At 65.6% G+C, this 24,233-nt stretch carries 20 protein-coding genes and 1 pseudogene; 5 read left to right on the forward strand and 16 right to left on the reverse strand.

Features of this window, described 5'->3' with window-relative positions:
* Nucleotides 1-447: 447 nt before the first annotated feature.
* Genes HGI30_RS19755 through HGI30_RS19765 form a run of 3 tightly spaced genes read right to left on the reverse strand, consistent with a single transcriptional unit; the run spans nt 448 to nt 2,467 of the window.
* Complete coding sequence (locus tag HGI30_RS19755; RefSeq protein ID WP_168909087.1) at nt 448-1,365, reverse strand: diacylglycerol kinase; 918 nt, start codon at nt 1,363-1,365, stop codon at nt 448-450.
* An 8-nt stretch (nt 1,366-1,373) separates the two neighbouring features.
* On the reverse strand, nt 1,374-2,177 hold the full coding sequence (locus HGI30_RS19760) for a sirohydrochlorin chelatase (RefSeq protein WP_168909088.1): 804 nt from the start codon (nt 2,175-2,177) through the stop codon (nt 1,374-1,376).
* On the reverse strand, nt 2,177-2,467 hold the full coding sequence (locus HGI30_RS19765) for a YerC/YecD family TrpR-related protein (protein WP_028598701.1): 291 nt from the start codon (nt 2,465-2,467) through the stop codon (nt 2,177-2,179). The genes HGI30_RS19760 and HGI30_RS19765 overlap by 1 nt, the downstream gene beginning before the upstream one ends.
* A gap of 672 nt (nt 2,468-3,139) precedes the next feature.
* On the opposite strand from HGI30_RS19765, the gene HGI30_RS19770 reads away from it, so the two are divergent.
* A complete protein-coding gene (locus tag HGI30_RS19770; RefSeq protein WP_168909089.1) occupies nt 3,140-3,751 on the forward strand; it encodes a hypothetical protein in 612 nt (203 codons plus the stop codon).
* A gap of 194 nt (nt 3,752-3,945) precedes the next feature.
* Here HGI30_RS19770 and HGI30_RS19775 read toward each other — a convergent pair whose 3' ends face one another.
* The 3 genes from HGI30_RS19775 to HGI30_RS19785 form a co-directional block, all read right to left on the reverse strand.
* Nucleotides 3,946-4,947 (reverse strand): inorganic phosphate transporter, encoded by a 1,002-nt coding sequence (locus tag HGI30_RS19775; protein ID WP_168909090.1) that lies wholly within the window; start codon nt 4,945-4,947, stop codon nt 3,946-3,948.
* A gap of 21 nt (nt 4,948-4,968) precedes the next feature.
* Entirely contained in the window at nt 4,969-5,577 is a 609-nt protein-coding gene (locus HGI30_RS19780) for a DUF47 domain-containing protein (protein ID WP_168909091.1), read from the reverse strand.
* 209 nt (nt 5,578-5,786) lie between these two features.
* A complete protein-coding gene (locus HGI30_RS19785) occupies nt 5,787-6,866 on the reverse strand; it encodes a DUF3048 domain-containing protein (RefSeq protein WP_168909092.1) in 1,080 nt (359 codons plus the stop codon).
* Nucleotides 6,867-7,061: 195 nt separating this feature from the next.
* Here HGI30_RS19785 and HGI30_RS19790 point away from each other — a divergent pair, with 195 nt between their 5' ends.
* From HGI30_RS19790 to HGI30_RS19800, 3 genes are read left to right on the forward strand one after another with little or no spacing between them, the layout of a single operon-like run.
* Nucleotides 7,062-8,168 (forward strand): GerAB/ArcD/ProY family transporter, encoded by a 1,107-nt coding sequence (locus tag HGI30_RS19790; RefSeq protein WP_168909093.1) that lies wholly within the window; start codon nt 7,062-7,064, stop codon nt 8,166-8,168.
* Complete coding sequence (locus tag HGI30_RS19795) at nt 8,165-9,829, forward strand: spore germination protein (protein ID WP_168909094.1); 1,665 nt, start codon at nt 8,165-8,167, stop codon at nt 9,827-9,829. Before HGI30_RS19790 ends, HGI30_RS19795 begins: the two co-directional genes overlap by 4 nt.
* A 13-nt stretch (nt 9,830-9,842) precedes the next feature.
* Nucleotides 9,843-10,985: a Ger(x)C family spore germination protein gene (locus HGI30_RS19800; protein ID WP_168909095.1), complete on the forward strand. Its 1,143-nt coding sequence runs from the start codon at nt 9,843-9,845 to the stop codon at nt 10,983-10,985.
* A 7-nt stretch (nt 10,986-10,992) separates the two neighbouring features.
* Here the strand turns inward: HGI30_RS19800 and HGI30_RS19805 are convergent, their stop codons facing one another.
* Nucleotides 10,993-11,814: an alpha/beta hydrolase family protein gene (locus HGI30_RS19805; RefSeq protein ID WP_168909096.1), complete on the reverse strand. Its 822-nt coding sequence runs from the start codon at nt 11,812-11,814 to the stop codon at nt 10,993-10,995.
* 181 nt (nt 11,815-11,995) lie between these two features.
* On the opposite strand from HGI30_RS19805, the gene HGI30_RS19810 reads away from it, so the two are divergent.
* Nucleotides 11,996-12,340 (forward strand): winged helix-turn-helix transcriptional regulator, encoded by a 345-nt coding sequence (locus HGI30_RS19810; RefSeq protein ID WP_168909097.1) that lies wholly within the window; start codon nt 11,996-11,998, stop codon nt 12,338-12,340.
* Between the two features lie 332 nt (nt 12,341-12,672).
* Here HGI30_RS19810 and HGI30_RS19815 read toward each other — a convergent pair whose 3' ends face one another.
* From HGI30_RS19815 to purD, 9 genes and pseudogenes are all read right to left on the reverse strand, one after another.
* Nucleotides 12,673-14,082, reverse strand: coding sequence for a sensor histidine kinase (locus HGI30_RS19815; protein WP_168909098.1), 1,410 nt, complete (start codon nt 14,080-14,082; stop codon nt 12,673-12,675).
* Complete coding sequence (locus tag HGI30_RS19820; RefSeq protein ID WP_235680463.1) at nt 14,079-14,702, reverse strand: winged helix-turn-helix domain-containing protein; 624 nt, start codon at nt 14,700-14,702, stop codon at nt 14,079-14,081. Before HGI30_RS19820 ends, HGI30_RS19815 begins: the two co-directional genes overlap by 4 nt.
* Nucleotides 14,700-15,059: pseudogene (locus tag HGI30_RS23365) on the reverse strand (response regulator transcription factor); the annotation flags it as partial. The gene HGI30_RS19820 and the pseudogene HGI30_RS23365, both read right to left, overlap by 3 nt.
* A 39-nt stretch (nt 15,060-15,098) precedes the next feature.
* Nucleotides 15,099-16,601, reverse strand: a complete 1,503-nt coding sequence (locus tag HGI30_RS19825) for an FG-GAP repeat domain-containing protein (RefSeq protein ID WP_168909099.1) — start codon at nt 16,599-16,601, stop codon at nt 15,099-15,101.
* 110 nt (nt 16,602-16,711) lie between these two features.
* Complete coding sequence (locus HGI30_RS23065; RefSeq protein WP_206109953.1) at nt 16,712-17,680, reverse strand: polysaccharide deacetylase family protein; 969 nt, start codon at nt 17,678-17,680, stop codon at nt 16,712-16,714.
* A gap of 934 nt (nt 17,681-18,614) precedes the next feature.
* Nucleotides 18,615-20,033, reverse strand: coding sequence for an ABC transporter substrate-binding protein (locus HGI30_RS19835; RefSeq protein ID WP_235680208.1), 1,419 nt, complete (start codon nt 20,031-20,033; stop codon nt 18,615-18,617).
* Nucleotides 20,034-20,268: 235 nt separating this feature from the next.
* The gene (locus tag HGI30_RS19840) at nt 20,269-21,036 is read right to left on the reverse strand and encodes a carbohydrate ABC transporter permease (RefSeq protein WP_168909998.1); all 768 of its coding nucleotides are present in this window, start codon (nt 21,034-21,036) and stop codon (nt 20,269-20,271) included.
* A gap of 119 nt (nt 21,037-21,155) precedes the next feature.
* Nucleotides 21,156-22,346 (reverse strand): ABC transporter permease subunit, encoded by a 1,191-nt coding sequence (locus HGI30_RS19845; protein ID WP_168909100.1) that lies wholly within the window; start codon nt 22,344-22,346, stop codon nt 21,156-21,158.
* 522 nt (nt 22,347-22,868) lie between these two features.
* Nucleotides 22,869-24,149, reverse strand: coding sequence for a phosphoribosylamine--glycine ligase (purD, locus tag HGI30_RS19850; RefSeq protein ID WP_168909101.1), 1,281 nt, complete (start codon nt 24,147-24,149; stop codon nt 22,869-22,871).
* Nucleotides 24,150-24,233: the final 84 nt, after the last annotated feature.

Consider the following 24,233-nt stretch of genomic DNA (forward strand, 5'->3'; position numbering starts at 1 on the left):
GCGCTCCCTCAAAAGGGGCTTCTAACGAGCTGACTCGTCGTTAGACCGCTGGTTCAAGCGGCTACAGGCAATACCCGACCCCTGCGCCCGCAGCCGTCGCCGCAGGAGAAGCGGGGTCGCCTAGCGCGCCCGCGGACAGCGCCGCAGAGAGCCGGCGGGGTACGCCTCCTGCCGAGCACGCGGACAGCGACAGCCGGCGGTGTCGCCCTCCTGCCGCGCCCGCAGCCGTCGCCGCAGGAGCCAGCGGTACCGCCCTCCTGCCGCGCCCGCAATCAGCGCCGCTGAAAGCCGGCGGAGTCGCCCTCCTGCCGCGCCCGCAATCAGCGCCGCTGAGAGCCGGCGGTGCCGCCCTCCTGCCGCACCCGCAATCAGCGCCGCAGAGACCGGCGGGGTCGCCTAGCTGCCGCGCCTGCGGCCATCGCCGCCTCATCGCCGCCCTTCGCCGCCTCAATAATGCGTCTTCCCTTCCTCGTCGACGAAGATGTTCAGATGCGAGGGCAGCATCGTGAACGTGCACGGGAGCGTGCCGCCGTACTCGCCGTCGAGGTTGAGCTGGGCGTAGTCGGGCGTCGTGACGGTGAGGCGGTCGGTCTTGAAGTGCAGGATATGCGAGTCGTTGAAATGCTCGCCGCGAAGCGCGAGCGTGACGATGCGGATGAACTCGGCCAAGTTGCACTTCTTGAGCACGAGCACCTCGAACAGGCCGTCGTCGAGCGTCGCCGCCGGGGCCAGCTTCTCGAAGCCGCCGACGGAATTGCTGTTGCAGATGAGGAACAGCATGATCTCCTCGTGGATATCCTCGATGCCATTGCCCTCGATGCGCAGCTCCATCGGCCGCAGGCGGGTCATCTTCTCCAGACCCTTCATATAATAGGCGAGCTGGCCGATCATCGTCTTGAGCTTGCTCGGCACCTCGTAGGTGAGCTCGGTGAGCGAGCCGCCGCCGGCAATATTAATGAAGTACTTCTTGCCGGCGCGGCCGACGTCGATCGGGCGGGCGTACTGGCGGGTGATGAGCTCGCACGCATACTCCAGGTTGCGCGGGATGCCGAGCGCCCGCGCGAAGTCGTTGGTCGTGCCGACGGGCAGGATGCCGAGCGGCGGGCGGTTCGGCTTCTCGCCGAGGCCGTTGATGACCTCGTACAGCGTCCCGTCGCCCCCGGCCGCGATAATCATGTCGAAGCCGCGGTCCGCCGCGTCGGCGGCGGCCACCGACGCGTCTCCCTCGCCGCAGGTCGCATGCGTGCTCGTCTCGATGCCGCCCCGCTCGAGCAGCGTCAGGATCTCGCCGAGCCGCCTCTTCATCTCCTCGCGTCCGGACGTCGGGTTGTAGATCAGCCGCGCTCTCTTGTATCCGCTCGTCATGCCTTCTCTCATCCTCCTGCTTGTCGCATCCACTGCAGCGCCTGGCGCGCCAGCCAGCGCGGCACCGCCGCGTCCGGCAGCATCGCCCGGCCGTCATATTCATATTCTAACTCTCCGAGCCTCGCGGGAATCACGGTCGATGTGAAATATCCTTGACTAAGGAACGCCGGCACGACGATTACCGTCTCCCCGGGCTGCCGAAGCCGCATCTCGCGCAGCCGGGCGGCCGCCTCGTCCGGCAGCAGCATGGCGGTCTCGGCGCGGGCGAAGCCGCCGCCCTCCCGCAGCCGCTCGCCGAGCCGCCGCAGGCTGTCCCGCCAGCGCTCATGGAACACCGGCTCGATCGAGCCGTGGCCGACGACGAGCAGCGCCTCCCGGGCGGGATCGCGGGACAGGTCCAGCGCCTGCCGCAGCAGCAGCTCCGCGATCTCCGGCTCGTCGTCGATCGGGACGCCGGGATGGATGCGTGCCTCCCCCGTGCGGAACGGCTCGAACTCGCCCTCCCGCAGGCCGGCCGGGGGCTGTCCGAACGCTTGCATGATGTCGTCGACATGCGTGCTGCCCGACGAGACGAACAGCGGCAGCACGTACAGGTCCGTCACGCCGAGCGCGAGCAGCTCGTCGATGCCGTCCTGGATCAGCCTTCCCTCCACGATCTCCAGAAACGACGAAAGGACCGGCACAGGGCCGGTCGCTTGCGTAATCGTTTGCGCTGCGGCCGCTACGGCCTCGTCGACGAGCGCCACCCATCCGGGGTCGCGCGAGCCGTGGCTGATGATTAGGATGCCGGGAACGAGCGGCTCTCTCTCCATCAGCGGTTCAGTCGGTCCAGCGTCATCTTGTAGCCGTCGTTGCCGTAGTTGAGGCAGCGCTTGACGCGGGAGATCGTCGCCGTGCTCGCTCCCGTCTCGGCCTCGATCTGGTTGTACGTGCTGCCCTTGCCGAGCATGCGCGCCACCTCGAGACGCTGGGAGAGGGATTGCACCTCGTTCACCGTGCACAGATCATCAAAGAAAATATAACATTCCTCGACGCTCTTGAGCGTGAGGACCGCTTCGAATAATTGGTCGATTGCTTTATCGTTCAGCTTCTTGAGCTGCATCAACTTCACCCCTGTGAAAGAATCCTACATTTCATTTTATAGTGCCGCGCTAGAGAATACAACTATCACCGTGTTCACGCTTTAGAGGAGCGATGTTTTTTGCAAGCGCTCTCTCGGGACGGCGGGCGAAAGCCCGGCCGAAGAGATTCAGCCTCCTTCAACGAAGCTCGCCGGGAACCGTGTCCACTGGGCGCGTACATGAGTTTACGAGAGTCCGGTATAGGACGCGCATCTATTTTACTACGGTCAAGCCTTTTGCGCTACCTTAAAATTCATGTCGGCCGTCATCGTCCTCTCCTCGCGTACATCGCGTTTGGCCGAGCGCCCTCTCTTCTGGTCCTTCCGTCCCTGTGTTCTGATCCCATGCGCAGCCCAAGCCCATTGGGATACGCGCGTCAGACGCCCCCGAATCCGTAAGCCGTCTGGGCGCCATCGGTTCCCCGAGGCAGCCGCGTTCATCCCCTCGATCGACAGCCTGCGGCCCGGCGCTTGCGCCCAGCCTGCCGGGGGAGGATCGGCAGGCCGCCCTGTCCGCTCTCGGCCCGTGCCTGTCCCGATCTGGGTTTTTCGGCAAAAACCGGGCGAACGTCCAACCCAAATGCCGCTCTAGGCCATACACTGGATCAAACGCGGAGTTCGCCCTCCGCAATCCCACAAGGATGTGAAAGCCAAGTGAATCCGAACTATCCTTCCTATTACCCGCCTGCGCCGCAGCGCAATACGCCTGCCGGTGCGGCGCAGGGAAGCATTTTTCCCGGTCTCGGCGAAGGGTTCCCTTATAACCATCTGCCTGCGCAGTCGCTGTTCGCGCCTCCGCCCTCGCTGATGCCGCCGAGCCCGGCGCCGTCGATCGGCCCGCTCGCTACGCTGGAAGGCGCGGCGCTGCCTGCCGCGGCGGCTGCAGCGGAAGAAAAAAAGAGCAGCCTGTTCTCCCTCGACAAGCTGACCGAGCTCAAGGGCTTCGTCGACCGGATCGGCGGCCTCGACGGCATCCTCGGCACGATGACCAAGGCGCAGAAGATCATCGGCAGCGTGCAGCAGATGGCTCCGCTCGTCAAGGTGATGATGGGCTCCTTCAGCAGCAGCAAGAAGAAGTCCGACAACTCCAAGATGGTCGACCTCGAGGATGACGACTGGTCGCCGCCCAAGAAGAAGCGGACGAAAAAGAAGAAGCGCCGCACGGGCGGAGGCGGCTATGCCAAGGGCGGCCGCAGCCGCAGGCGCCGCACGGGAACCAAGCGGCGTCCCGGCGCCAAGCGCCGCCGGCCGGCGCAAGACGAATAAAGCGGCTCAGCAGGCAGACGGAACCCCCTTTTCTCGGAATGACGCCGCAGCGAGCAAATGGACCGCTCTTCCTCCAAATGGCGATTCAGCAGCAGCCAGCCCGCTTCCTTCGGAACGCCGATGCGCTGAATCGAAAAGCCCGCTTTTCCCTCGCAGAGGGAAAAGCGGGCTTCGTCATGAAAAGGGGACGAACGCTACAGGAACAGCCAGTCGATGATCATGTAGATCAGCGCGGCAAGACCCATGGAGATCGGAATCGTGATGACCCAGGAAATGATGATCCGGCCGGCCATGCCCCACTTGACTCCGGAGAAGCGCTTCGCGCTGCCGACGCCGAGCAGGGAGGACGTAATCGTATGCGTCGTGCTGACCGGGAAGTGCAGCATCGTCGCCGTCAGGATGACGGAGGCGGCGCCGAGATCGGCCGCGAAGCCGTTGATCGGCTCGATCTTGAAAATTTTCGTGCCCATCGTCTTGATGATCTTCCAGCCGCCGACCGAGGTGCCGAGCGCCATCGCCGTCGCCGCGGACAGCTTGACCCAAAGCGGCACGTCCATGTTGTCCTGGAGGCCGGCCGACACGAGCGCGAAGGTGATGATGCCCATCGCCTTTTGCGCGTCGTTCGTGCCGTGCGTGAACGCCTGGAACGCCGCGGTCATGATCTGGCCGGTGCGGAAGCCTTTGTTGATCTGATGCGGGCTCGACTTGGCGAAGATGAGCTTGAGCAGCGACATCAGCAGATAGCCGACGACAAAGGCGATGATCGGCGAGAAGATGAGCGCCTTGATGATGTCCGAGAAGCCGCTGCCGTTGATGGCGCCGAGTCCGGCCGAAGCGATGACCGCACCGGAGAGGCCGCCGATCAGCGCATGCGACGAGGAGGACGGGATGCCGAACCACCAGGTGATGAGGTTCCAGATGATCGCCCCGAGCAGCGCCGCGATGACGATCTCCTCGCCATGCTGCAGCGTGGTCGGATCGGCGATGCCGCCCCCGATCATCTTGGCGACACCGGTGAAGCTGAGCGCGCCGATGAAGTTCATCACGGCCGCCAGCAGGATGGCGACGCGCGGCTTGAGCGCACGCGTCGACACCGAGGTCGCGATGGCGTTCGCCGTATCGTGGAAGCCGTTGATGAAGTCGAACGCCAGCGCCAGGAACACGACGACCGCCATTATTATAAATACTGTATCCATCGTTCAGGTCGTCTCCTGTCTTTAGCTGTTGCGCATGATGATCGTCTCGAGCGTGTTGGCGACGTCCTCGAAGTAGTCCGTCGTCTTCTCAAGCATCTCGTACAGCTCTTTGCGCTTGATCAGCTCGATCGGATCCTTCTGGTTCGCGAACAGCGCCTTGATGCCGACGCGCAGCAGGTCGTCCGCCTGGTTCTCCAGCTCGTTGATCGCGATGTTCGGCTCGCGGATCGCCAGCAGCTTCTTCTGCGTGAGCAGATAGATCGCCTTCTTGACCTGGTGGGCGTTGCGCACGAGGTTGTCCGCGAACAGGCGGATGTACTCGTCCTTGTCCGTCACCTGGTACATCTCGAAGCGGGATGCGCAGGCCTCGATCTCGTCGACGACGTCGTCGAGCGCGGTCGTCAGCGCCATGATGTCCTCGCGCTCGATCGGCGTGATGAACGTCTTGTTGAGCTCGATGATGATCGTATGGGTATAGCGGTCGCATTGGCTTTCATATTCTTTCATCGCCTTGGCGAACTCGCCGACATTCGACAGGTCGTCCACCCCGCGAGCGAAATACTCTACGCTTTCGACAATCGAATCCGCCATTTCTTCCAGCGTTTTGAAGAAGATATTCTTCTTAGCCATGTTCGTCCCCTTTGCTTTCAAAAAAATGGTTAGACAGCCCTTTTCAGGCCTCACTTATCTTATCACAGTTCATCCTTTTGGTGTAAAGGTTTTGTAAAGGCGGACCGTGTGAAAAGATCGAATTTTGTCGAATTTTCGTCCTGGCTCATTATGCCCAGACGGCATGAAAAGACCCTGCCGCAAGCGGCAGGGCCGATCTTCGTCAACCGTCAAGGCAAAACCGAAAGCCGCTGGTCGAGCCCCGGCTTTTCCGGCACGATCAGCACATGCGTCTGGCCGGGATAAAGCGGAACCTCCGTCTCCGACTCGTAAAACCGGATCAGATCCTGCTCCCCGCCCCGCTTCCACTCGACGTCCCGCGCCAAGCCGCGCTGGAACAGCACGGCCCGGCCGCCCTGGTCCAGGTCGACCTCCCGCCGGCCGACGTCGTCGAGCACCCGATGCGGAGCCTCAAGCACGACGACGTTGGCCGCCTCCAGCTGCTTGCCGTCGTTCTGATCGACATGCGGCTCCCCGTTGATCGCCCGCTTGTACGTCCGCGCCGCGGCGTCGTAGGCGTAGGACACCTTGTACGACTCCAGCAGGAAGGTGACCTCCAGCCCCGAGGACGGACGGCCCGGCGGCGCTTGCTCCGGATCAGAGACGAACGGCAGCGTGCGGACCGCGCCCCGCTGCGTCGTCTCGAAGCCCTTTTTGGCCGAGCCGGCGGCGAGCTTCTCCAGGCTGGTATAGAGGTTGTGCGGCGCCTTCCTCGACTTGTCCCTCCAGAAATACGCTCCCGCATTCGTAATCTCGTCCATATGGTCGAGCTTCTCGCGCGAAAGCATCCCATATCCGTCCGGGCTGCCGCCGGAGTGGATCAGGACCGCGTCCAGGCTCTTGCCCACGTCGATGAAGTACGGCCGGATGCTGCGCACCGGTCCGATCGCTCCGTCGAAGGCGCGGCTCTGGAATACGGCCAGGAAACGCGTGATCTCGCCTTCTGCGAGCACCTCGTACACCAGGTCCGCCGAGCCGAGCCCCGATTGCGGCCTCGCCTTGGCGTGATTGTTGATCATGACGAGGTACGGACGGCTGTCGATCGGCCCCTGGGCCGCCTCTCCCGTCAGAGGAGCCGTGAAGGCGGGCGCCGCGGACGGCGTCGGGCTCGGCGATGCGGTCGGCGATGCGACCGCGCTCGGCGGCCCCGCCGTCTCCGCCGGAGCGTCGGCCGCTTGCGAGCAGGCGGAGAGCAGCATCGACGCTGCCGCCGCCAAGAGAAGCCCTTTGCCGGTCATGGTTCCAGACATGCGTTCATCCCTCCCGACTTCATCATAGACCAGCAGGAAGCGCGTGGAAACCTTTTTTCGCCTCGGCCGGACGCCCCCCTCGGCTTGCAAGAACCTTCCTCCAACGGATAGCGATGCCTGCGCCGATCCATACTACCGGCATGGGCCGGCTTTCGCGTCGTCGCCCCTACCATACCGGAAAGGAGGCGGCGGGACATGCCGATCCCGAGCCGGATCAGCGTCTGGGTCTGCATCATCATGCTGCTGCTCAGCAGCGGAGGCGTCGCGAACATCCTCGCGCCGCCATTCATCTTTTCCCGGTCGGGAAGCGACGCCTGGGTCGCGATCGTGCTGGCGCTGCCGCCCGTGCTGCTCTGGTGCTGCGCCCTCTACTACATCCTTCGCAAGCTCAACGGAGTCCCGATCGAGCAATGGCTGGCCGACCGCTTCGGCCGGGCCGCCTCCTGGACGATGCGCGCGCTCGTCATCGCCGTGCTGTTCGTCCAGGCCTCCACCTTGTCCTGGGAAACAGCGCATATCGCCGTCCGCAGCTACATGAGCCACATGCCGATCTGGATCATCGCCGGATCGACAGCGGCGCTCTGCGCCTGGACCGCCTCCGGCGGACTTCGCTCGATCGCCTATGCCTGCGTCTTTCTCGTGCCGATCGCAGTCCTGCTGGACTCGCTGCTGCTGGTCCTGAACTGGCCGAATGCCGACATCCGCATGCTGTTCCCGATTTTGGAGAACGGAGTTCGGCCCGCCGCGAGGGGCGTTCCGCTCGCAGCCGCGGCAATGCTGGAAATCTGGCTCATCCTGTTCGTCCAGCAAGAGGTCAAAGGGAAGATCCGGCTGTATCAGCTCATTCTGCTGATCGTTTTCCTCAGCTGGCTGCAGCTCATTCCCGTCGCCGTATCGATCAGCGTCTTCGGGCCCGAGCAAGCGCAGAAGCTGCGGAGCCCGGTGCTCGAAATCTGGAAGGTGATCTCGCTCGGCAAAACGATCGAGCATATCGATCTGTTCGCGATCGTCCAGCGTCTTTCGAGCACGTTCGCTCGCATCTCGCTGCTTTTCTACTTGTCGGCTAAGCTCGGCCCGGCGCGCAGCGCGCGGGGACTGACGATTGTTTTCGTTGGCATGGCCGCCGCAGTGACGGCGTTCTCCAGCTCAGCCATTACCGATTCGGCGCTGATTACGTTCCTGATCCGGTTCCAGTACCCCGTCTTCCTCGGCGTCGTGCTGGCGTTGACGGCGGTCATCGCGGTGCTGCTGCGCTGGCGCGGACCGGTCCCGGCCTCCGGAAAGGAGGCGGGGCGAGGATGAAGCCAACCCGCGACGGCCGGCCGAAGCCGGCGAATTCCGCCTCTGCGGCAAGCGAAGCGGAGAAGGAAACGTCCCGCAGTCTGCCGACCCTGGAGGAGCTGCGCCAATGGTTCGAGCGAAGCGACGACGTGGCCGTGCTTCGGTTCAGCCCCGACTCCAAGCAGCAGCAGGAAGCCGGACGGCCATCCGGCTCGGACGAGCCGGATGCGCGCGGCGAAGAGCCGCAGAAAGCGCCGGATGCGCGCCGGGACGACTCGCAGGAAGGCTCGCCCGACGCGCCTTTGCCTGAGCTGACTCTCGTCTACTCCAGCTCGATGGCGGACCCGATGCTGCTGCAGAAGGTCGTCCTGCCCCAAGCCCGCGCCGGCCTGCCGGCCCGCCTGCCCGCCCATGCGTCGGGCGACCGTCCGGCCGGCATGGGCGCATGGCAGGAGCTGAAGCTTCCGCAGGAGCCGGATCGGCATCCGCCGCTCCTCTCCTGGCGCGATTATGTGTTCCGCCTCATCTTCGAAGGCGACGCCGTCCTGTTTTGCGAGAACGAGCGGAAGGCGTGGTCGATCTCCGCCGGCGTCGTGCCGGGGCGATCGCCGTCGGAGGCCGCGACCGAGGTGTCGGTGCGCGGTCCGAAGGACGGCTTCGTCGAGCAGCTGCAGACGAACACGGCGCTGATCCGCTACCGGCTCCGCACGCCCGGCCTGCGCTGCGAGCAGATGTGCGTCGGGACACGCTCGGGCACGAAAGCCGCGCTTCTGTACGAGGCCGACATCGCCGATCCGCAGCTTGTGGACACGATCCGGGACCAGCTGACCCGCATCCGCGCGGACGACATCGTTTCGACCCGCCATCTGCAGGACTTGCTCGTCGGGCGCTCCTGGTCGCTGCTGCCCCGGACCTCTTATACGGGCCGGCCGGATTTTGCCGCGCAGTGCCTGGCCGGCGGGCGGGTTGTCATCCTGCTGGACGGCAATCCGACGGCCATCATCGCTCCGGCGAATCTGTTCCTGCTGATGAAGTCGGCCGAGGACGCCCAGCAAAATTACTTCTTCGTGAATTTCACGCGGCTGCTGCGCTACATCTGCCTGCTCGTCACCTGCTTCCTGCCCGGGCTTTATGTCGCCTTGGCCGTCTTCCACGTCGACCAGATTCCATTCAGCCTGCTCGCGACGATCCTGAACTCGCGCGAGGGGCTGCCGCTGTCGACCATCCAGGAGATGTTCCTCGCCTTGCTGCTGATCGAAATCTTCCGAGAGGCGGGAGCCCGGCTGCCGGGAGCGATCGGCCAGACGCTGACGGTCGTCGGCGGCCTCATCATCGGCGACGCGGCCGTGCGGGCCGGCCTCATCTCGCCCGTCATGATCGTCATGGCGGCCATGACGTTCGTCGCCGGCTCGACGCTGGTCAACCAGTCGCTGACCGGAGCGGTGACGCTGATCCGCTTCTACGTGTATGCGGCCTGCTCGGCGCTCGGCTTTTTCGGCTTCATGATTTCGGCCATCAGCGTGCTCGTGTACCTGACCCGGATCCAGTCGTTCGGCATGCCGTACCTGGCTCCGATCGCGCCGATCCAGTTCCGCGACCTGCTGCCGGGGCTGTTCATCCTGCCGTTCCGCAAGCATCCTCGCCGCGCCGAGGCGCTCCGCACGCGCAAACCGTTGAAATGAGGGGATCGTTGCCATGTGCTTCCCGCGCTTCGCCGCAGCCTTCATGCTGCTGCTGCTGCTCGCCGGCTGCCGCGGCGATACGACGTCGAGCCGCATCTACATCAAGGCGATCGGCATCGACTACGCCGACGGCATCTATACGATGTACGTGCAGATGCTTGATTTTGCCAACGAGTCGAAGCCGGAGATGGGCTCTGGCGGCGGCAAGGAAGTTCCGATCTGGACCGGCCACGGGTCGGGCAGGAGCATCGGCGAGGCGAACACGAGACTGATGGACAGCTCGCAGCAGGATCTGGACTACTCCCATGTGACGGCTCTGCTCCTGACGGAAAAGGCGCTCGGTGTCCTGTCGAGCGAAGACATCTCCGAGCTGATCGCCGGCTATCCGGACAGCCGCATGAACATCTGGGTGTTCGGGACGCGCCAAAAGCTCGACCGGATCTTCATCACGAAATCGTTCTTCAACATGTCCAACACGACGACGCTGCTGCACTCGCCCGAGACGAGCTACGGCCAGAAATCCGACATCGAGCCGGTCTACCTGTTCACGCTGCTGAGGGAGCTGCAGCACCCCGCCATGAACGCCTATGTGCCGGAGCTCGCGCTCGAGGAGCGCGCCTGGGAGAAGGACGAGACGCCCCATCCGGAGATGAAGCTGGCCGGAGCGTTCTTCTACCGCAAGTCCGAGTACTCGGCAAGGCTGCCGTTCCGCGAGCTGGAAGGCTGGCATTGGATGAATCCGCGCATGAAGCGCTACATGGTCGAGATCGTGCAGGACGGCGTCGACTACGGATTCGCCAATTTCACGGGCACGAAGGTCAAGCTGCGCTACAAGACGGACGCGCAGGGAGAGCCGATCTTCGAAGCCCGCGTGCGGCTCAAGGGCGTGCTGTCGACGCGCCAGACGAAAGCTCCCATGAAGGAAGTGGAAGCGGCGGCCGCAAAAATGATCGAGGCCCAGATCGCATCCGCTTATCGGAGCGCTCTGAGCCGGGGAATCGACCTGTTCGAGCTGGAAGAGATGATCTACCGCAGGCATCCCCGCCAGTGGGAGGAGCGGACCGGCAAAGGCGAGCGGCTGCTGCTGAAGCCCGAGTCGCTGCGGCTGGCCGAAGTGCGGGTCGACCTGGAGAACGCCGGGAAATACAAGCCCTGACGAACGGTCAGATGCTCCAGTCGAGCCACTGCTCATGCCGCTTCTCCAGCTTGGCGAGCCAGTCGGCGCTGACGCGGATCGCCTCCTCCTGATGCGAGCGGGTCGAGTAGGTGTGATCCGCCTGGAAAATGATCTCCTTGTCGCACAGGCCGTCGCCGCGCGTCCAGAACAGCTTCTGGTAGAGGAAGCTGTAATCGGCCGGAATGACGTCGTCGCTCGTCCCGTGCACGAGCAGCACGTCCCCGCCGAAGCGCGCCGCCGCCTGGAACGGCTGATGCTGCTGCAGCGAGTCGAAAAACGCAGGCTCCAGCGTGTAGCCCGCATGGTCGGTCGAGCCCTTGAGCACGGCCTCGTCGTACCCGCCGCGCCCGACCAGCCGCACGATGTCGTTGAACGGATATCCGACGGCCGACCAGAGGATGAGCCGGTTCACGCGCTTGTCCTTGACGGCGGTATGGAGCGCCACCGCTCCGCCCAAGCTGTGGCCGAGCAGCGTCACCCGCTGCGGGTCGACGCAATCCATCGCCAGCACATAGTCGAGCGCGGCGCGCGTCTGGCCGATCATCGAGCCGAAGCCGAGCGCCCCGTAGCTGCCGCTGCTCTCGCCGCAGCCGCCGTAGTCGAAGCGCAGGACGAACGAGCCTTGGGCGGCCAGCGCGCGGGCGGTCTTCACGAACAGACGGTCGACGCCGATCCGGCTGCCGATGAAGCCGTGGCAGATGACGACGACGGGCCGCCGCTCGCTCTCGACCGCCGAAGACGCGGCGGGATAGTGCAGCGTGGCGGTGAGCTCCAGCCCTTCATGGCGCAGAATCAGTTGTTTTTCCATCGTTCGATCCATCCTTTGCAAGCGCGATTTCAATCCTATATAATTCCAACCTGTTTAATCGGGTTTAGATGAGTTCAGCTTACCATCCCTCCCGTTCGGTTGTCAATCGATCTTCTTGTTTGCCGTTTGTGACGGCGGTGTAACAGCAGTATAATGAGAAGAATTCGAATGAGGTGATGGAATGTCAAGGCCGGACATGGAGCTCTGCCCGCGCTTCGAAAAAGCCGTCGACCTGCTCAGCAAGCGCTGGACGACGCTGATCGTCTTCAAGCTGCTCGCCGGGCCGCAGCGGTTCGCCCGCATCGAGGACTCGCTGCCCAATCTGAGCGGCAAGATGCTCGCCGAACGGCTCAAGGAGCTGGAGGCCGAGGGGGTCGTGCTGCGGGCCGTCTATCCGGAGATGCCCGTGCGCATCGAATATTCGCTGACGGACAAAGGCCGCGCGTTGGAGCCGATCGTAAGCGAGATCGCCCGCTGGTCGCAGGACTGGCTGCCGGCCTCTCCTCCGGAGGCCGCCGAGACTTGAGCCGGAAGAGGCGGCCTCGCCCGGACGGGTTGTCCCGGCATAGGTCGCGGGATTCCCCGGCCGTCCTCCGCCAGTCCGAAAAGGGCCGTCCTCCGCGTCGACAACGACGTGGAGGACGGCCCTTTTCGCGTCGCCCGCATGGATCGGCGGCGGCGGTCCATACTAGCAGTAGATGGAACATCGAACGTTGAAGGAGGCATCCTCATGGAAGCTCTGCTGAGCTGGCTCGTGCGCCACTGGGTATCCGCGATGATCGCGGCCGCTCTCATCATCGCTTGCATCTTCGTGCTGGTCAACCGGAAGGCACTGTTCTACAAGCAATGACGGCGGCGTCAGCCTGCCGGGGGCAGGTCGGATCCGCCCGTCAAAGGCAGGCGCAGCTCGACCGTCGTGCCGGCCCCCGGCTCGCTGCCGATGCGCAGCGAGCCACCGTGCTGCTCGGCGATCTCCTTGCAGATCGCCAGTCCGAGTCCGCTGCCGGGACGCGCCGACAAGCCCTTGTAGAACTTGTCCGTCACATGGGGCAGATCCTCCGGGGCGATGCCGACGCCGCTGTCGGCGACAAGCAGCACCGCCTCGGCACCCTCGCGATGGGCGCTGACCCGGATCGATCCGCCCTCCGGCGTGAACTTGAAGGCGTTGTCGATCAGATTGATGAGCACCTGGCGCAGCCGGTTCGCGTCGCCCCGCACATGCAGCGGCGCGGGCTCCAGCAGGCTGAGCAGGCGCACGCCGGTCTCCTCCTGGCGGACGGCCTGCTGCGTGACGCATTCGCGGACAGGGAGGTTCAGGTCCAGCTCCTCCACATGCAGATCCATGCTGCCGGAGCTGAGATTGGAGAAATCCAGCAGATCCTCCACGAGCCCGGTCAGCCGCTCCGTCTCGCGCGCGATGATGCCGAGTCCCTCCTGCACCTCTTCGCGCCGGGAGCCCGGATCGGCCAACGTCTCGCTCCAGCCTTTGATGGAGGTGAGCGGAGTCCGCAGCTCATGCGAGACGGAGGAGATGAAGTCGTTCTTGAGCTTCTCCCGCTTGTTCAGCTCGACGGCCAGCGTATGCAGCGTGTCGGACAGCTGGCCGATCTCGTCCCGCCCCCGCCGGCCGCTTACGCCGAGCTGCCAGTCGCCGTCCGCCATGTGGCGCGCCCGGCGGGTCAGCTCCCGCAGCGGCCGGACGATGCGGTTCGCCATCCAGATGCTGAGCGCCAGGAACAGCAGGATGACGGCCGCGCCGGTAAGCAGCGTCATGCGGACGAGCAGCGTCACCATCCGGTCGACCTCGCCGAGCGCCGCCGTATAGCGGACGACCGAGATGATGCGGCCCTCCCGCAGCAGCGGCGCGGAGGCGGCGACGATGCGCTCGCCGCTCGTCTCGTCCTTGCCGATCCAGGTGCTCGTATCCCCCTCGGCAGCCTTTACGACATCGGGCGTGCGGATCGTGCGGTTGTCGCTGAAGCCGTCCGAGTCGAGGAACATCATGCCGTCGGGCTGCAGCAGCTGGATCCGGGTGTCCGCCTCGGCCATGCTCTGCAGCATGTAGCTCGCCCGCTCGTTGGTCGACATCCACTGCATCGCGCGCGCATGCAGCGACATCGAAGTGACGACGCGCTGCTTCATCGCGCTCGAGGCGCTGCCGTAGTAGTAGTTCCAGATCAGCGTCAGGAACACGCCGCCGAGCACGACGACGGTCAGGAAGATAAGCAGCAGGTAGCTGAACACCATCTTGGTCCGCAGGCTCCTCATTCCGGATCGCTCCTGTTCCACCGATAGCCGAAGCCCCATACCGTCTCGATGATCGCCGGCTCGGACGGATCATCCTCGACCTTTTGGCGGAGGCGCCGGATGTTGACGTCGACGACCTTGAGATCGCCGACGTAGTACCTTCCCCATACCTCGCTCAAAATCTCGTCGCGGCTGACGCTTTTGCCGCGCCGCTCCAGCAGCAGCTCGACGAGCGACCGCTCGGTCGGCGTCAGCACGATCTCGCGCCCGTGCTTCCAGAGGCGGCGGTCGGCCAGCCGGAACGGATCGCCGGCGTGGATCGCCGCAGGCGTCGCGGCAGCGGCGAGAGTCCCGGCGCCGCTCGGCCTCCCGAGCGGCGGCAGCGCCGCCGCCGGCGTCGCGGCAGCCTCGGCGGCGTGGCCGGCTCGCAGCGGAGCGGCAGCCTGGGCCGCCGCCGATCGAAGCGACGCGTCGCCGAGTCCGGCGCCGACGGCTGCCGGAGCGAACGCCTGCGCTTCCGCCGGAGCGGGCGGCAGCGCCGTTCCCGGCACGCTTGCCGGCCACTCGGAGGCAGCCGCAGCCTCGGACTGCTGCGGCAGCTCCGCCGCAGGCGCAGACCTCCGCCACGCGCCGACCCGCATCCGCCGCTGCAGCGAGCGGATGCGCGCCATCAGCTCGCCGGGGCTGAACGGCTTTTGGATGTAGTCGTCCGCGCCGAGCTCCAGCGCCTCGATCTTGTCCGTCTCCTGCGACTTGGCCGTCAGCATGATGATGCCCATCTCCGGGTAGGCCTCGCGCAGCGCCGAGCAGACCTCAAGCCCGGACAGGCCGGGCAGCATGATGTCCAGCAGGGCGATGTCCGGCGGGCCCTGCTCCGCGACGAGCCGCAGCGCCTGCTCGCCGCTGCCGGCCTCGATCGGCTCCATGTCCGCGCGCTTCAGATTGATCCGCACGAAGCCGCGGATCGCCTCTTCGTCCTCTACCAGCAGGATCTTCACCGCCTTCATCCCCCCCTTTCCCCCATCCGTCCTGTCCCATCAGTCCCCCGGCTGCAGCCGCACGGAAGAAGCGAGCTGCTCGCCCGTCAGCCTCATCGCGTCGTAGCGGTTCAAGTCGGTCGCCGACCAGCCGTCCTCGGCCTTCGGCTTGGGCTCCTCGACGGCCGCATAGACAAAGCCGCCTGCCGTGCGCAGGTTCGCCGGCTTGCGTCCTTGTCCTTCCATGCCGGCGGACCAGCTTCCCCACTCCTTGACCGGGATGCCGTACAGCGTCCAGAGCGGAGCGATCGCTCCGCTCTTGGCGTTGTAGTAATCCAGCTGAATGATCGCGTCGGTCTCCTCGCCGGGCCGCGACAGCGTGAACTGTCCTCTCCAGCGGGACGGAATCTGCACCGAGACGCCATAGCTGTAGTCGTTGTATTCCAGCGTGACCGGCAGGAACATGTCCTTGCGGGAGAAACCGGCATCCTGCGGCCTCAGCCCGCTCCACTGGGTCCATTCGGTATACGTAATCAAGTCGGCATAGGCCGTGCCCTCGGGCTGGCCCGGCGCCTCGACCTGGCGGCTCCATTCGAGGATGCCGTCGCCGTTGATGTCGGTGTTGAGCACGGGGCTCATGTTGAAGCCGAGGTCGGGCTCGTCGGCAGGCGGATAGACCTGCTCCAAGCGATCGCCGTACCATCCGGCCATGAGCGTCAGCGACGAATGCGCGCCTGCGCCGGCTTCCGCGATGATGCCGAACCGGTCCTTGGCGATGCGACCGATCGCCAGCCGCTCGTACAGCGTCGCGTCCGGCTGCAGCGGCAGCGTCGCGGCGCGGGCGAGCTTGCCATCCGCGAAGCGGTGCACCTCCAGCATCGGCTCGTTCGGGCTGCCCGGCCGGCGGACGAGCACGAGCTCCTGACGCCCGTCTCCGTCGACGTCGCCCGTATCGCCCGCCTCGTAGCCGAGCTCCGCGACCGGCCGCAGCAGCCTGCCCTCCTCCGACTCCTCGAACGAAGGCTTGGAGGCCGAATAGACCTGCACCTCGTACTGCTGCCAGATGAAGCTGTTGCCGGGCTGGCTGACGCGCCAGCCGGCGAGGATCTCCGGCCGCTTGTCCCCGTCCATGTCGATGAAGCTCAGCCACTCGAGGCTCGTCCCCATCGCGGAGCGCAGCAGCGCCCACGTCTTCCATTCGCCGGCTTCCCGGCGGGCGATCAGGATGCGCGAGCTGCCGTAGGCATCGCTGTACGTCAGGACGGCCTCGGGCGATCCGTCGCCGTCGAGATCGATGGAGCGGATCGCCTCCGGCTGCCGCTCGCGCGCGGGCAGCGCGAGCGAGCTGCCCGCCGGCAGCAGCTGCTTGAGGCTGGAGCTCATGCCTCCGGCCTGCGGCGCCTCCTTGGGCGGCCTGAGCAGATCGGCAGGCGCGGCCGTATAGCGGCAGCCGGACAGGGCGAGCGCGCAAGCTCCGAGCAGCGCGAGCAGCCGCAGCGGCTTGCCGGCGCCGCTGCGGGCTGGGCTGAAGCGTCCTTTATTGCTGAAGCGGCTGTTGCTCACGTTCGTTTCCGCGCCTCCTTCGCCTTCGTCGTCTAGTCGTCGCCGCCACCGGCAGCCAGAAGTCACAGCCGTCATCCCGGCCGTCGCTCCGCGGTCTCCCCGCGCGCCGGTCAGCCGAGCTGGTCCGGCGTCACGAAGCGGTAGCCCTTCGCCTTGAGATCCTCGATGATGAGCGGCAGCAGTTCCGCCGTATGCAGCTTGCTGCCGAAGGAGTGCATGAGGATGACGCTGCCGGGCTTCGTATGCTCCGCGACGTTCGCCCTCATCGTCTTGACCGACGTGCCCGCCCAGTCCCTCGTATCCACGTTCCAGAGCACTTCCGTGCGGCTGCCTTGGCTGAGGATCGACTTCAGCTCGGCCGACGTCGCGCCGTACGGCGGACGGAACATCGTCGGCGTGATGCCGACGGCTTTTTGAATAAGTGTATCATTATCCTTGATTTCTTGCAGGATCTTTGTCCTTCCTCTTTTTGAGAGGTCGGGATGATTCGTCGTATGGTTGCCGAGCGCGTGCCCTTCGTCCACGATGCGCCGCATGACCTCGGGATGCTTCTTCACTTGCGTGCCGACGACGAAAAAGGTCGCCTTGACCTTCTCTTTCTGGAGAATGTCGAGAATCTCGACCGTCGTGGCCGCATCCGGCCCGTCGTCGAACGTCAGCGCGACCGCCTTCGTGCCCTTCTCCAGCTTGGCGGTATGCGCTCGCCCGTCGTTCGGCTCGGCAAGCGGGCCGGCCGGCGGCAGCCCGTACGTATCGCCGGTCACGGTGCTCGGCCGCTTGGATGGGGACGGCTGCTTGGAGCCGTGATCGGAAGGCGCCGACGGATGCGGCGATGTCCCGCCGGACCCGGCCGATGGATGCGGCGACGGCGAGGAAGGCGGCGTTGGCGTGGCCGACGGCGAGGCCACGCCGGGCGATGGCGTGGCCGAGGCGGCAGGCTGGAAGCCGCCGGCCTCGACATGGTCGGCGCTGCCGCAGCCGCCGGCCGCCAGCGCGAGCGCGGTCAGAGCGGCGAGCGCCGCCGCCTGTGGGGCGCGCCGGCGGACCGCCGCGCCGCCGTTCGGTTTCTGCGGATGCATTCTATTTCTATCATTCGCAGCGTGGCTGCGATTTGGGACGTTTTTCGACAAGAAAAGACAAATGGGGTTCATCTGAGGTGCTCCTAACTCTCGTAAGATAGCTCTATCGTACCGGACAAATATCGGCAAGGAGTTACAATCCGGTAACACCTCAGACGGAGCGGGAAGCCGGATAAGTTGCAGGTGCAGGCGAAATTCGGAGCCCGAATTTCCTGCGGGAGAAGCCGGCGAGGCGCGGACAAGCCGTGCGGCGGAGTGAGGAGAGCCTGAGCGCACAGGAAGGACGGCGATCGAGTCGGGACTTCCTTCATGCGGCGTGCCGGACTCGAAGAAGCTCGACGACGGGGTCGAGACTTCCTTCATACGGCGTGCCGGGCTCGCAGGAGCACGACGACGGGGTCGGGACTTCCTTCATGCGGCGTGCCGGGCTCGCAGGAGCGCGACGACGGGGTCGGGACTTCCTTCATGCGGCGTGCCGGGCTCGATGGAGCTCGACGACGGGGTCGAGACTTCCTTCATGCGGCGTGCCGGATTCGACGGAGCGCGACGAAGGGGTCGGGACTTCCTTCGTGCGGCGTGCCGGGCTCACAGGAGCGCGACGAAGGGGTCGGGACTTCCTTCATGCGGCAAGCCGGGCTCGATGGAGCTCGACGACGGGGTCGGGACTTCCGTCGTGCGGCGTGCCGGGCTCGCAGGAGCACGACGACGGGGTCGGGGCTTCCTTCATGCGACGTGCCGGGCTCGATGGAGCGCGACGACGGGGTCGGGACTTCCTTCGTGCGGCGTGCCGGGCTCGCAGGAGCGCGACGACGGGGTCGGGACTTCCTTCGTGCGGCGTGCCGGACTCCCCTCCCCTGCCGCAGCGCAAAAAGCCCTGACGAGCCGGGTCCTCCCGGCGTCAGGGCCTTGCTTCCTCTCCACGAGTCGATGCGGATTACTTCGCGACGGTCTTGTTGTAGACGGCGATCTTGTCCGTGATCTGCTTGGCGGCGCCGTCCAGCGCGGCCTTGGCGTCCTTCTTGCCGGTGAACGCCTCCTCGATCGCGCCTTCGACGAGCTGGCGCGCTTCCGGGAACACGCCCATGACGGCGCCTTGGCTGGCCGTGCTCGGCTTGGAGGCGTGCAGCTGGTCGACAGCCGTCTGGAACTGCGGGTACTTGACGAGGTTGTCCTTGACCGCCTGCTCGTCGTACGCCTTGGTCGTAATCGGGAAATACCCTGTGTTGATATGCCACTGAGCCTGCGTCGCCGGCTCGGCCAGGTACTTGATGAAGGCCCACGCCGCCTGCTGCTCCTCGGCCGGCTTGTTGTTCAGCACCCACAGGCTCGCGCCGCCGACGACGACTCCGCCCTCGGTATCGGCGGACGGACGCGGCAGGAACGCCGTGCCGACCTCGAACTTGCCGGCCGCGCCGTCGACGATGCCGCGCAGGCCCGCCGTGGAATCCAGCGTCATCGCCACTTGGCCGGCGAGGAACGCCTTTTTCGTGTCGTCGGTCTTGCGGCCGAGGTTGAGCGCGGTCTTGGCGTCGACGAGCCCTTTCCACCACTCCAGCGTCTTCACCGCCGCCTCCTGGTTCACGAGCGATTCGGTGGCGGCGCTGTCGCGGCCGTTGCCGTTGTTGACGAGCTCCTTGCCCTGGGCGGCGAGCAGCTGCTCCATGAACCAGCCGTAGATGGCGAACGAAGCGCCGGTCACGCCGTCCTTGGTGAGCGCCTTCGCGGCGTCGGCGACTTCCTGGTAGGTGGCCGGAGGCTTTTCCGGATCGAGCCCGGCCGCCTTGAACAGGTCCTTGTTGTAGTACAGGATCGGGTTGGACGTGTTGAAAGGCATCGAGTACTGCTTGCCGCCGAACGTGTAGTAGCCCCGGATGTTCGGCTCCAGCGAGCCGACGTCGTAGCCTTCCGCGTCGATGAACTGCTGCACCGGCGTCACCGCGCCGGAGTCGATCATGAAGCGGGAGCCGATCTCGTACACCTGGATGAGCGACGGGCCGGACTTGGCGTCCATCGACGCCTTCATCTTGTTGAGGCTCTCGTCGTACGTGCCCTGATACACCGCCTCGACCTGCACATCCGGCTGGGACGAGTTGAAGCCGCTGACGAGCGCGTCCGCGGCCTTGCCGAGCTCGCCGCTCATCGAGTGCCACCAGACGACCTTCACCGGCTGTTTGGCCGGCTCGCTCGAAGCTTCGCCTCCGGCCGGGGACTCGGACGGCGAGGCGGTCGCGCTCGGGGCGGACGAAGCCGCGCCTCCGCTCGTGTTGTCCGGATTGCCCGCGCAGGCGGACAGAGGCAGGATCAGCATCGCCGCCGCGGCCGGCAGCACCCATTTCCAATTGCGGATGACCATGTGTGCAATCTCTCCCTTTTTCGTTGAAATGATCGGCTGGCAATGACGCTATGGCAAGCCCCGAGGGGCGGACGCCTGCAAAAGGCTCCACGCTGCACGGCGCGGTTCGAGGGCTGCGCGAGTCCCGCCGGGAAGGCGGCGGCGGACGGCATGCTCGTGCTTGACGCGGTTCAAGGGGCTGCTCCAGGCTGCTCCCCTGTAGGAAGACGGCCGCGGCATATCCTGCCGCGCTTGCTCAGCCCTTCACCGCTCCGGCGGTGATGCCGCGCACGAGCGGACGCAGGCCGAGCGCGAGCAGCACCAGCGACGGCACGAGCACGAGCGCGACGCCGCACAGCACGAGGTTCCAGCTCGTCATCTCCTCGAACTGCAGCATCGCGATGCCGATCTGCACCGTGCGCATCGCGTCGCTGCTCGTGACGAGCAGCGGCCATAGGTACATGTTCCAGCCGTTCAGGAACACGTACACGCCGAGCGAGGCGGCGGCCGGACCGGAGAGCGGCAGCACGACGGAGAAGAAATGCCGCAGATGGCCGCAGCCGTCGATGCGCGCCGCCTCGAACAGCTCGCGCGGCAGCTGGAGGAAGAACTGCCGGAGCAGGAACACGCCGAACGCCGACGCCGCGAACGGGACGATCAGGCCCGGGAACGTATCGAGCCAGCCCCAGCTTTTGACCGTGAGATAGTTGGGGATGATCGTCACCTCCCACGGAATCATCATCGTGCTGATGAACAGCGCGAACCAGAAGCGGCTGCCGGCGAAGCGCACGTAGACGAACGCGTACGCGGCAAGCGCCGCCGACAGCACCTGCAGGACGGTGACGGCGCTCGCGAGCAGGAAGCTGTTGGCGATGAAGCCGAAGATCGGCACCGTCTCGATCGCCTGCCGCAGGCTGGACGTGTCCAGCCCGGACGGCAGCAGACGCGGCGGGTACATCGACGCCTCCGCCGGCGTCATGAAAATCTGCGCCAGCAGGTAGAGCAGCGGCGCGACGGTGAGCATCGCGAGCGCGGCGGTCAGGACGAAGCGCAGCGCGGAGGCGGCATAGCGGCGGAACTCGGCCGATGGAGCGGCGCTGCCGGCACGTGCCGGCCGCTTGACGGGAGAAGGAGACACGGCGCTCATTGGTAATGCACCTTCTTTCCGAGGACGAGGAACTGGACGAGCGTCAGCAGCAGCATGATCGCGAACAGCACGATCGCCAGCGCGCTGCCCGTGCCGAACTGGTAGTTGACGAACGCCTCGCGGTAGATGGAATAGACGAGCACGTCGGTCGACCCCGCAGGTCCGCCCTTGGTCAGGATGTGGATCTGTCCGAACGACTGGAACGCGCTCATGACCGACACGACCGCGAGGAAAAAGAGCGTCGGCGACAGCAGCGGCAGCTTGACCGACACGAACGTGCGCCATCCGGATGCTCCGTCGATGCGGGTGCTGTCCAGCACGTCGCCGTCCAGTCCCTGGATCGCCGCCAGCAGCAGCACGAACGGGAAGCCCGAGTTCATCCACACGGTCATGAGCGAGACGGAACCGAGCGCGCTGCCGGGATCGGTCAGCCACTGCACGGGATCGAGGCCGAGCTGCAGCAGCAAGTAGTTGAGCATGCCGAGCGACGGATGATAGAGGATCATCCAGATGATGGAGGCCGTGCTGACGGACATCGCGAGCGGCAGCGAGAACAGGAAGCGCAGCGCGCTTCGCCCCCGCCCGGCCGAGTGGACGAGACTGGCGCAGAGCAGGCCGAGCGCGAGGCCGGCCGGCACGGTCAGCAAGGTGAACTGGAGCGTGACGAGCAGGCTGTTCCAGAACGCGGACGACTGCAGCATGCCGGTATAGTTGTCCCAGCCCGCGTAGGCGGCGACGCGGCCGCGCGGATCGGTCAGCTGGAAGCTGAGATAGATGGAGCGGAGCATCGGGTAGAAAAGGAATACGGCGAACACGGCCAGCGACGGCGCGAGGAAAGCATAGCCGAGCGCCTGCTCGCGCCAGCGGCGGAGCCGGGCGGTGCGCGCTGCGGCGCGCGGGCCGGCCGCGCTTGCGGCGACGCCGGGGGCGGATGCGCCGGGCGTGTCGCGGAGCTCGGACGGGCCTGCGGCGCTTGCGGCGACGCCGGGGGCGGATGCGCCGGACGTGTCGCGGAGCTCGGACGGGCCTGCGGCGCTTGCGCCGCCGAGCGTGGAGGCGCTGGACGTCGCGAGAGGGCTGGATGCGTCGGATGGCGTGCGGAGCCCGGATGCGTCTGGGACGCTTGCGGCGGCTCCGGGGCCGGTCCGGTGCTGCGGCCGGGAGGGATCAACGGGAGAGCTGCTCATGGAAGGTTGTCCACCGCCTTTGTCGGATAGTCGGCCGTGCGGGCCGATTCTGGGCTCATATCCCCTACGTTAAGGAAGATTTGTTATCCCTTTGTCAGGATATTATGAAGATAAAAAAATATGTCAGCGCTTTCATCAAGTGATGAAACAATTCTCCAGCGTGTTGCCGCAGAGCACTAGCAGCCGGATTAAGCGACAGCCTTCAGGATGAGACGAAGAAAAAAAGCGTTCCTCTACCTGATTCAGGTAGAGGAACGCTTTTAAAACGTATGTTGAGGCGGAAGGTGCCGAATCCAAGGCAGAAATATGCCTTGGATTCGGTTCTCCAGCCTGATTGCGCCCGATCCAAGACAGAAATGTGCCTTGGATTCGGCTCTCCAGCCTGATTGCAGTCGATCCACGGCGGAAATATGCCTTGGGTTCGGCTCTCCCGCATGATTGCGCCCGATCCACGGCAGAAATATGCCTTGGATTCGACTTTCCCCCTCCGGGGGGCAAGCGCGGCGGAGGGCGATCGGGCGGTTATGCCTGCCCGGCCGCCTTGAGCGCCTTCATGGCGATGTCGCTGCGGCGCTGCATGCCTTCGAACGAGATCAAGCCCGCCGCTTCGTACGCGCGCTCGCGCGCCTCGGCGATGTCGCGGCCGAGCCCGACGATGCCGAGCACGCGGCCCCCGCTCGTCACGATCTCGCCGTCCTTCTCCGCCGTGCCGGCGTGGAAGACGAGTGCCCCCGCTTCCTTGGCCGCCTCCAGCCCGGAGATCGGCCGGCCTTTCGGATAGGAGCCCGGATAGCCCTCGCTCGCGGCGATGACGCAGACGGCGGCCTCGTCCTTCCACTTGATCTCGATGTCGGCCAAACGCCCTTCCATGGCGGCGAGCACGATGTCGAGCAGGTCCGTCTCCAGACGCGGCAGCACGACCTGCGTCTCCGGATCGCCCATGCGGGCGTTGAATTCGACCGTCTTGACGCCGTCCGGCGTCAGCATGAGCCCGGCGAACAGCACGCCGCGGAAAGGCCGGCCCTCGGCGACCATCGCGCGCGCTGTCGGCTCGATGATATTCACGATGGCGTCGTCCACGAGCGCCTGAGGCAGATGCGGCAGCGGCGAGTACGTGCCCATGCCGCCGGTATTCGGCCCTTTGTCCCCGTCGAAGATCGGCTTGTGGTCCTGCGCCGGCACCATCGCGCGCACCGTCTCGCCGTCGACGAAGGCGAGGATGCTCATCTCCTGTCCGGTCATGAACTCCTCGATGACGACCTGGCTGCCCGATGCGCCGAACACGCCGCCGAGCATCATGCCGCGCAGCGCCTCTTCAGCCTCGTCCAGCGTCGCCGCCACGGTGACGCCCTTGCCCGCGGCGAGGCCGTCGGCCTTGACGACGATCGGCGCCTGCTGCGTCCGCAGGTAGGCGAGCGCCGCCTCGAAGTCCGTGAACGACTCGTAGCGGGCAGTCGGGATGCCGTATTTGCGAAGCAGGTCCTTCATGAAAATCTTGCTGCCCTCGATCTCCGCCGCCTTGCGGTCCGGTCCGAACGCAGGGATGCCCGCGTCCTGGAACGCGTCGACGATGCCCGCCGCCAGCGGATCGTCCGGGCCGACGAAGACGAGGTCGATCTCGCGCTCCCGCGCCAGCTGCACGAGATCGTCGAAGTGGTCGACCGCGATCGGCACGCATTCGGCCAGCTCCGCGATGCCGGCGTTGCCGGGGGCGCAGAGCAGCTCCTTGACTTTGTGGCTTTTGGCCAGCGACCAGACGATCGCATGCTCGCGGCCTCCGCCGCCGATGACCAGAATACGCAATGCAAACTCCTCCTTGAAATGAAGTGGACCTATGAGGCGATCGATCTCGGATAACACGAAAAGGACGCCGAAGCGCCCTCGCCG

The organism is Paenibacillus albicereus, assembly GCF_012676905.1.
Lineage (GTDB): Bacteria > Bacillota > Bacilli > Paenibacillales > Paenibacillaceae > Paenibacillus_O > Paenibacillus_O albicereus.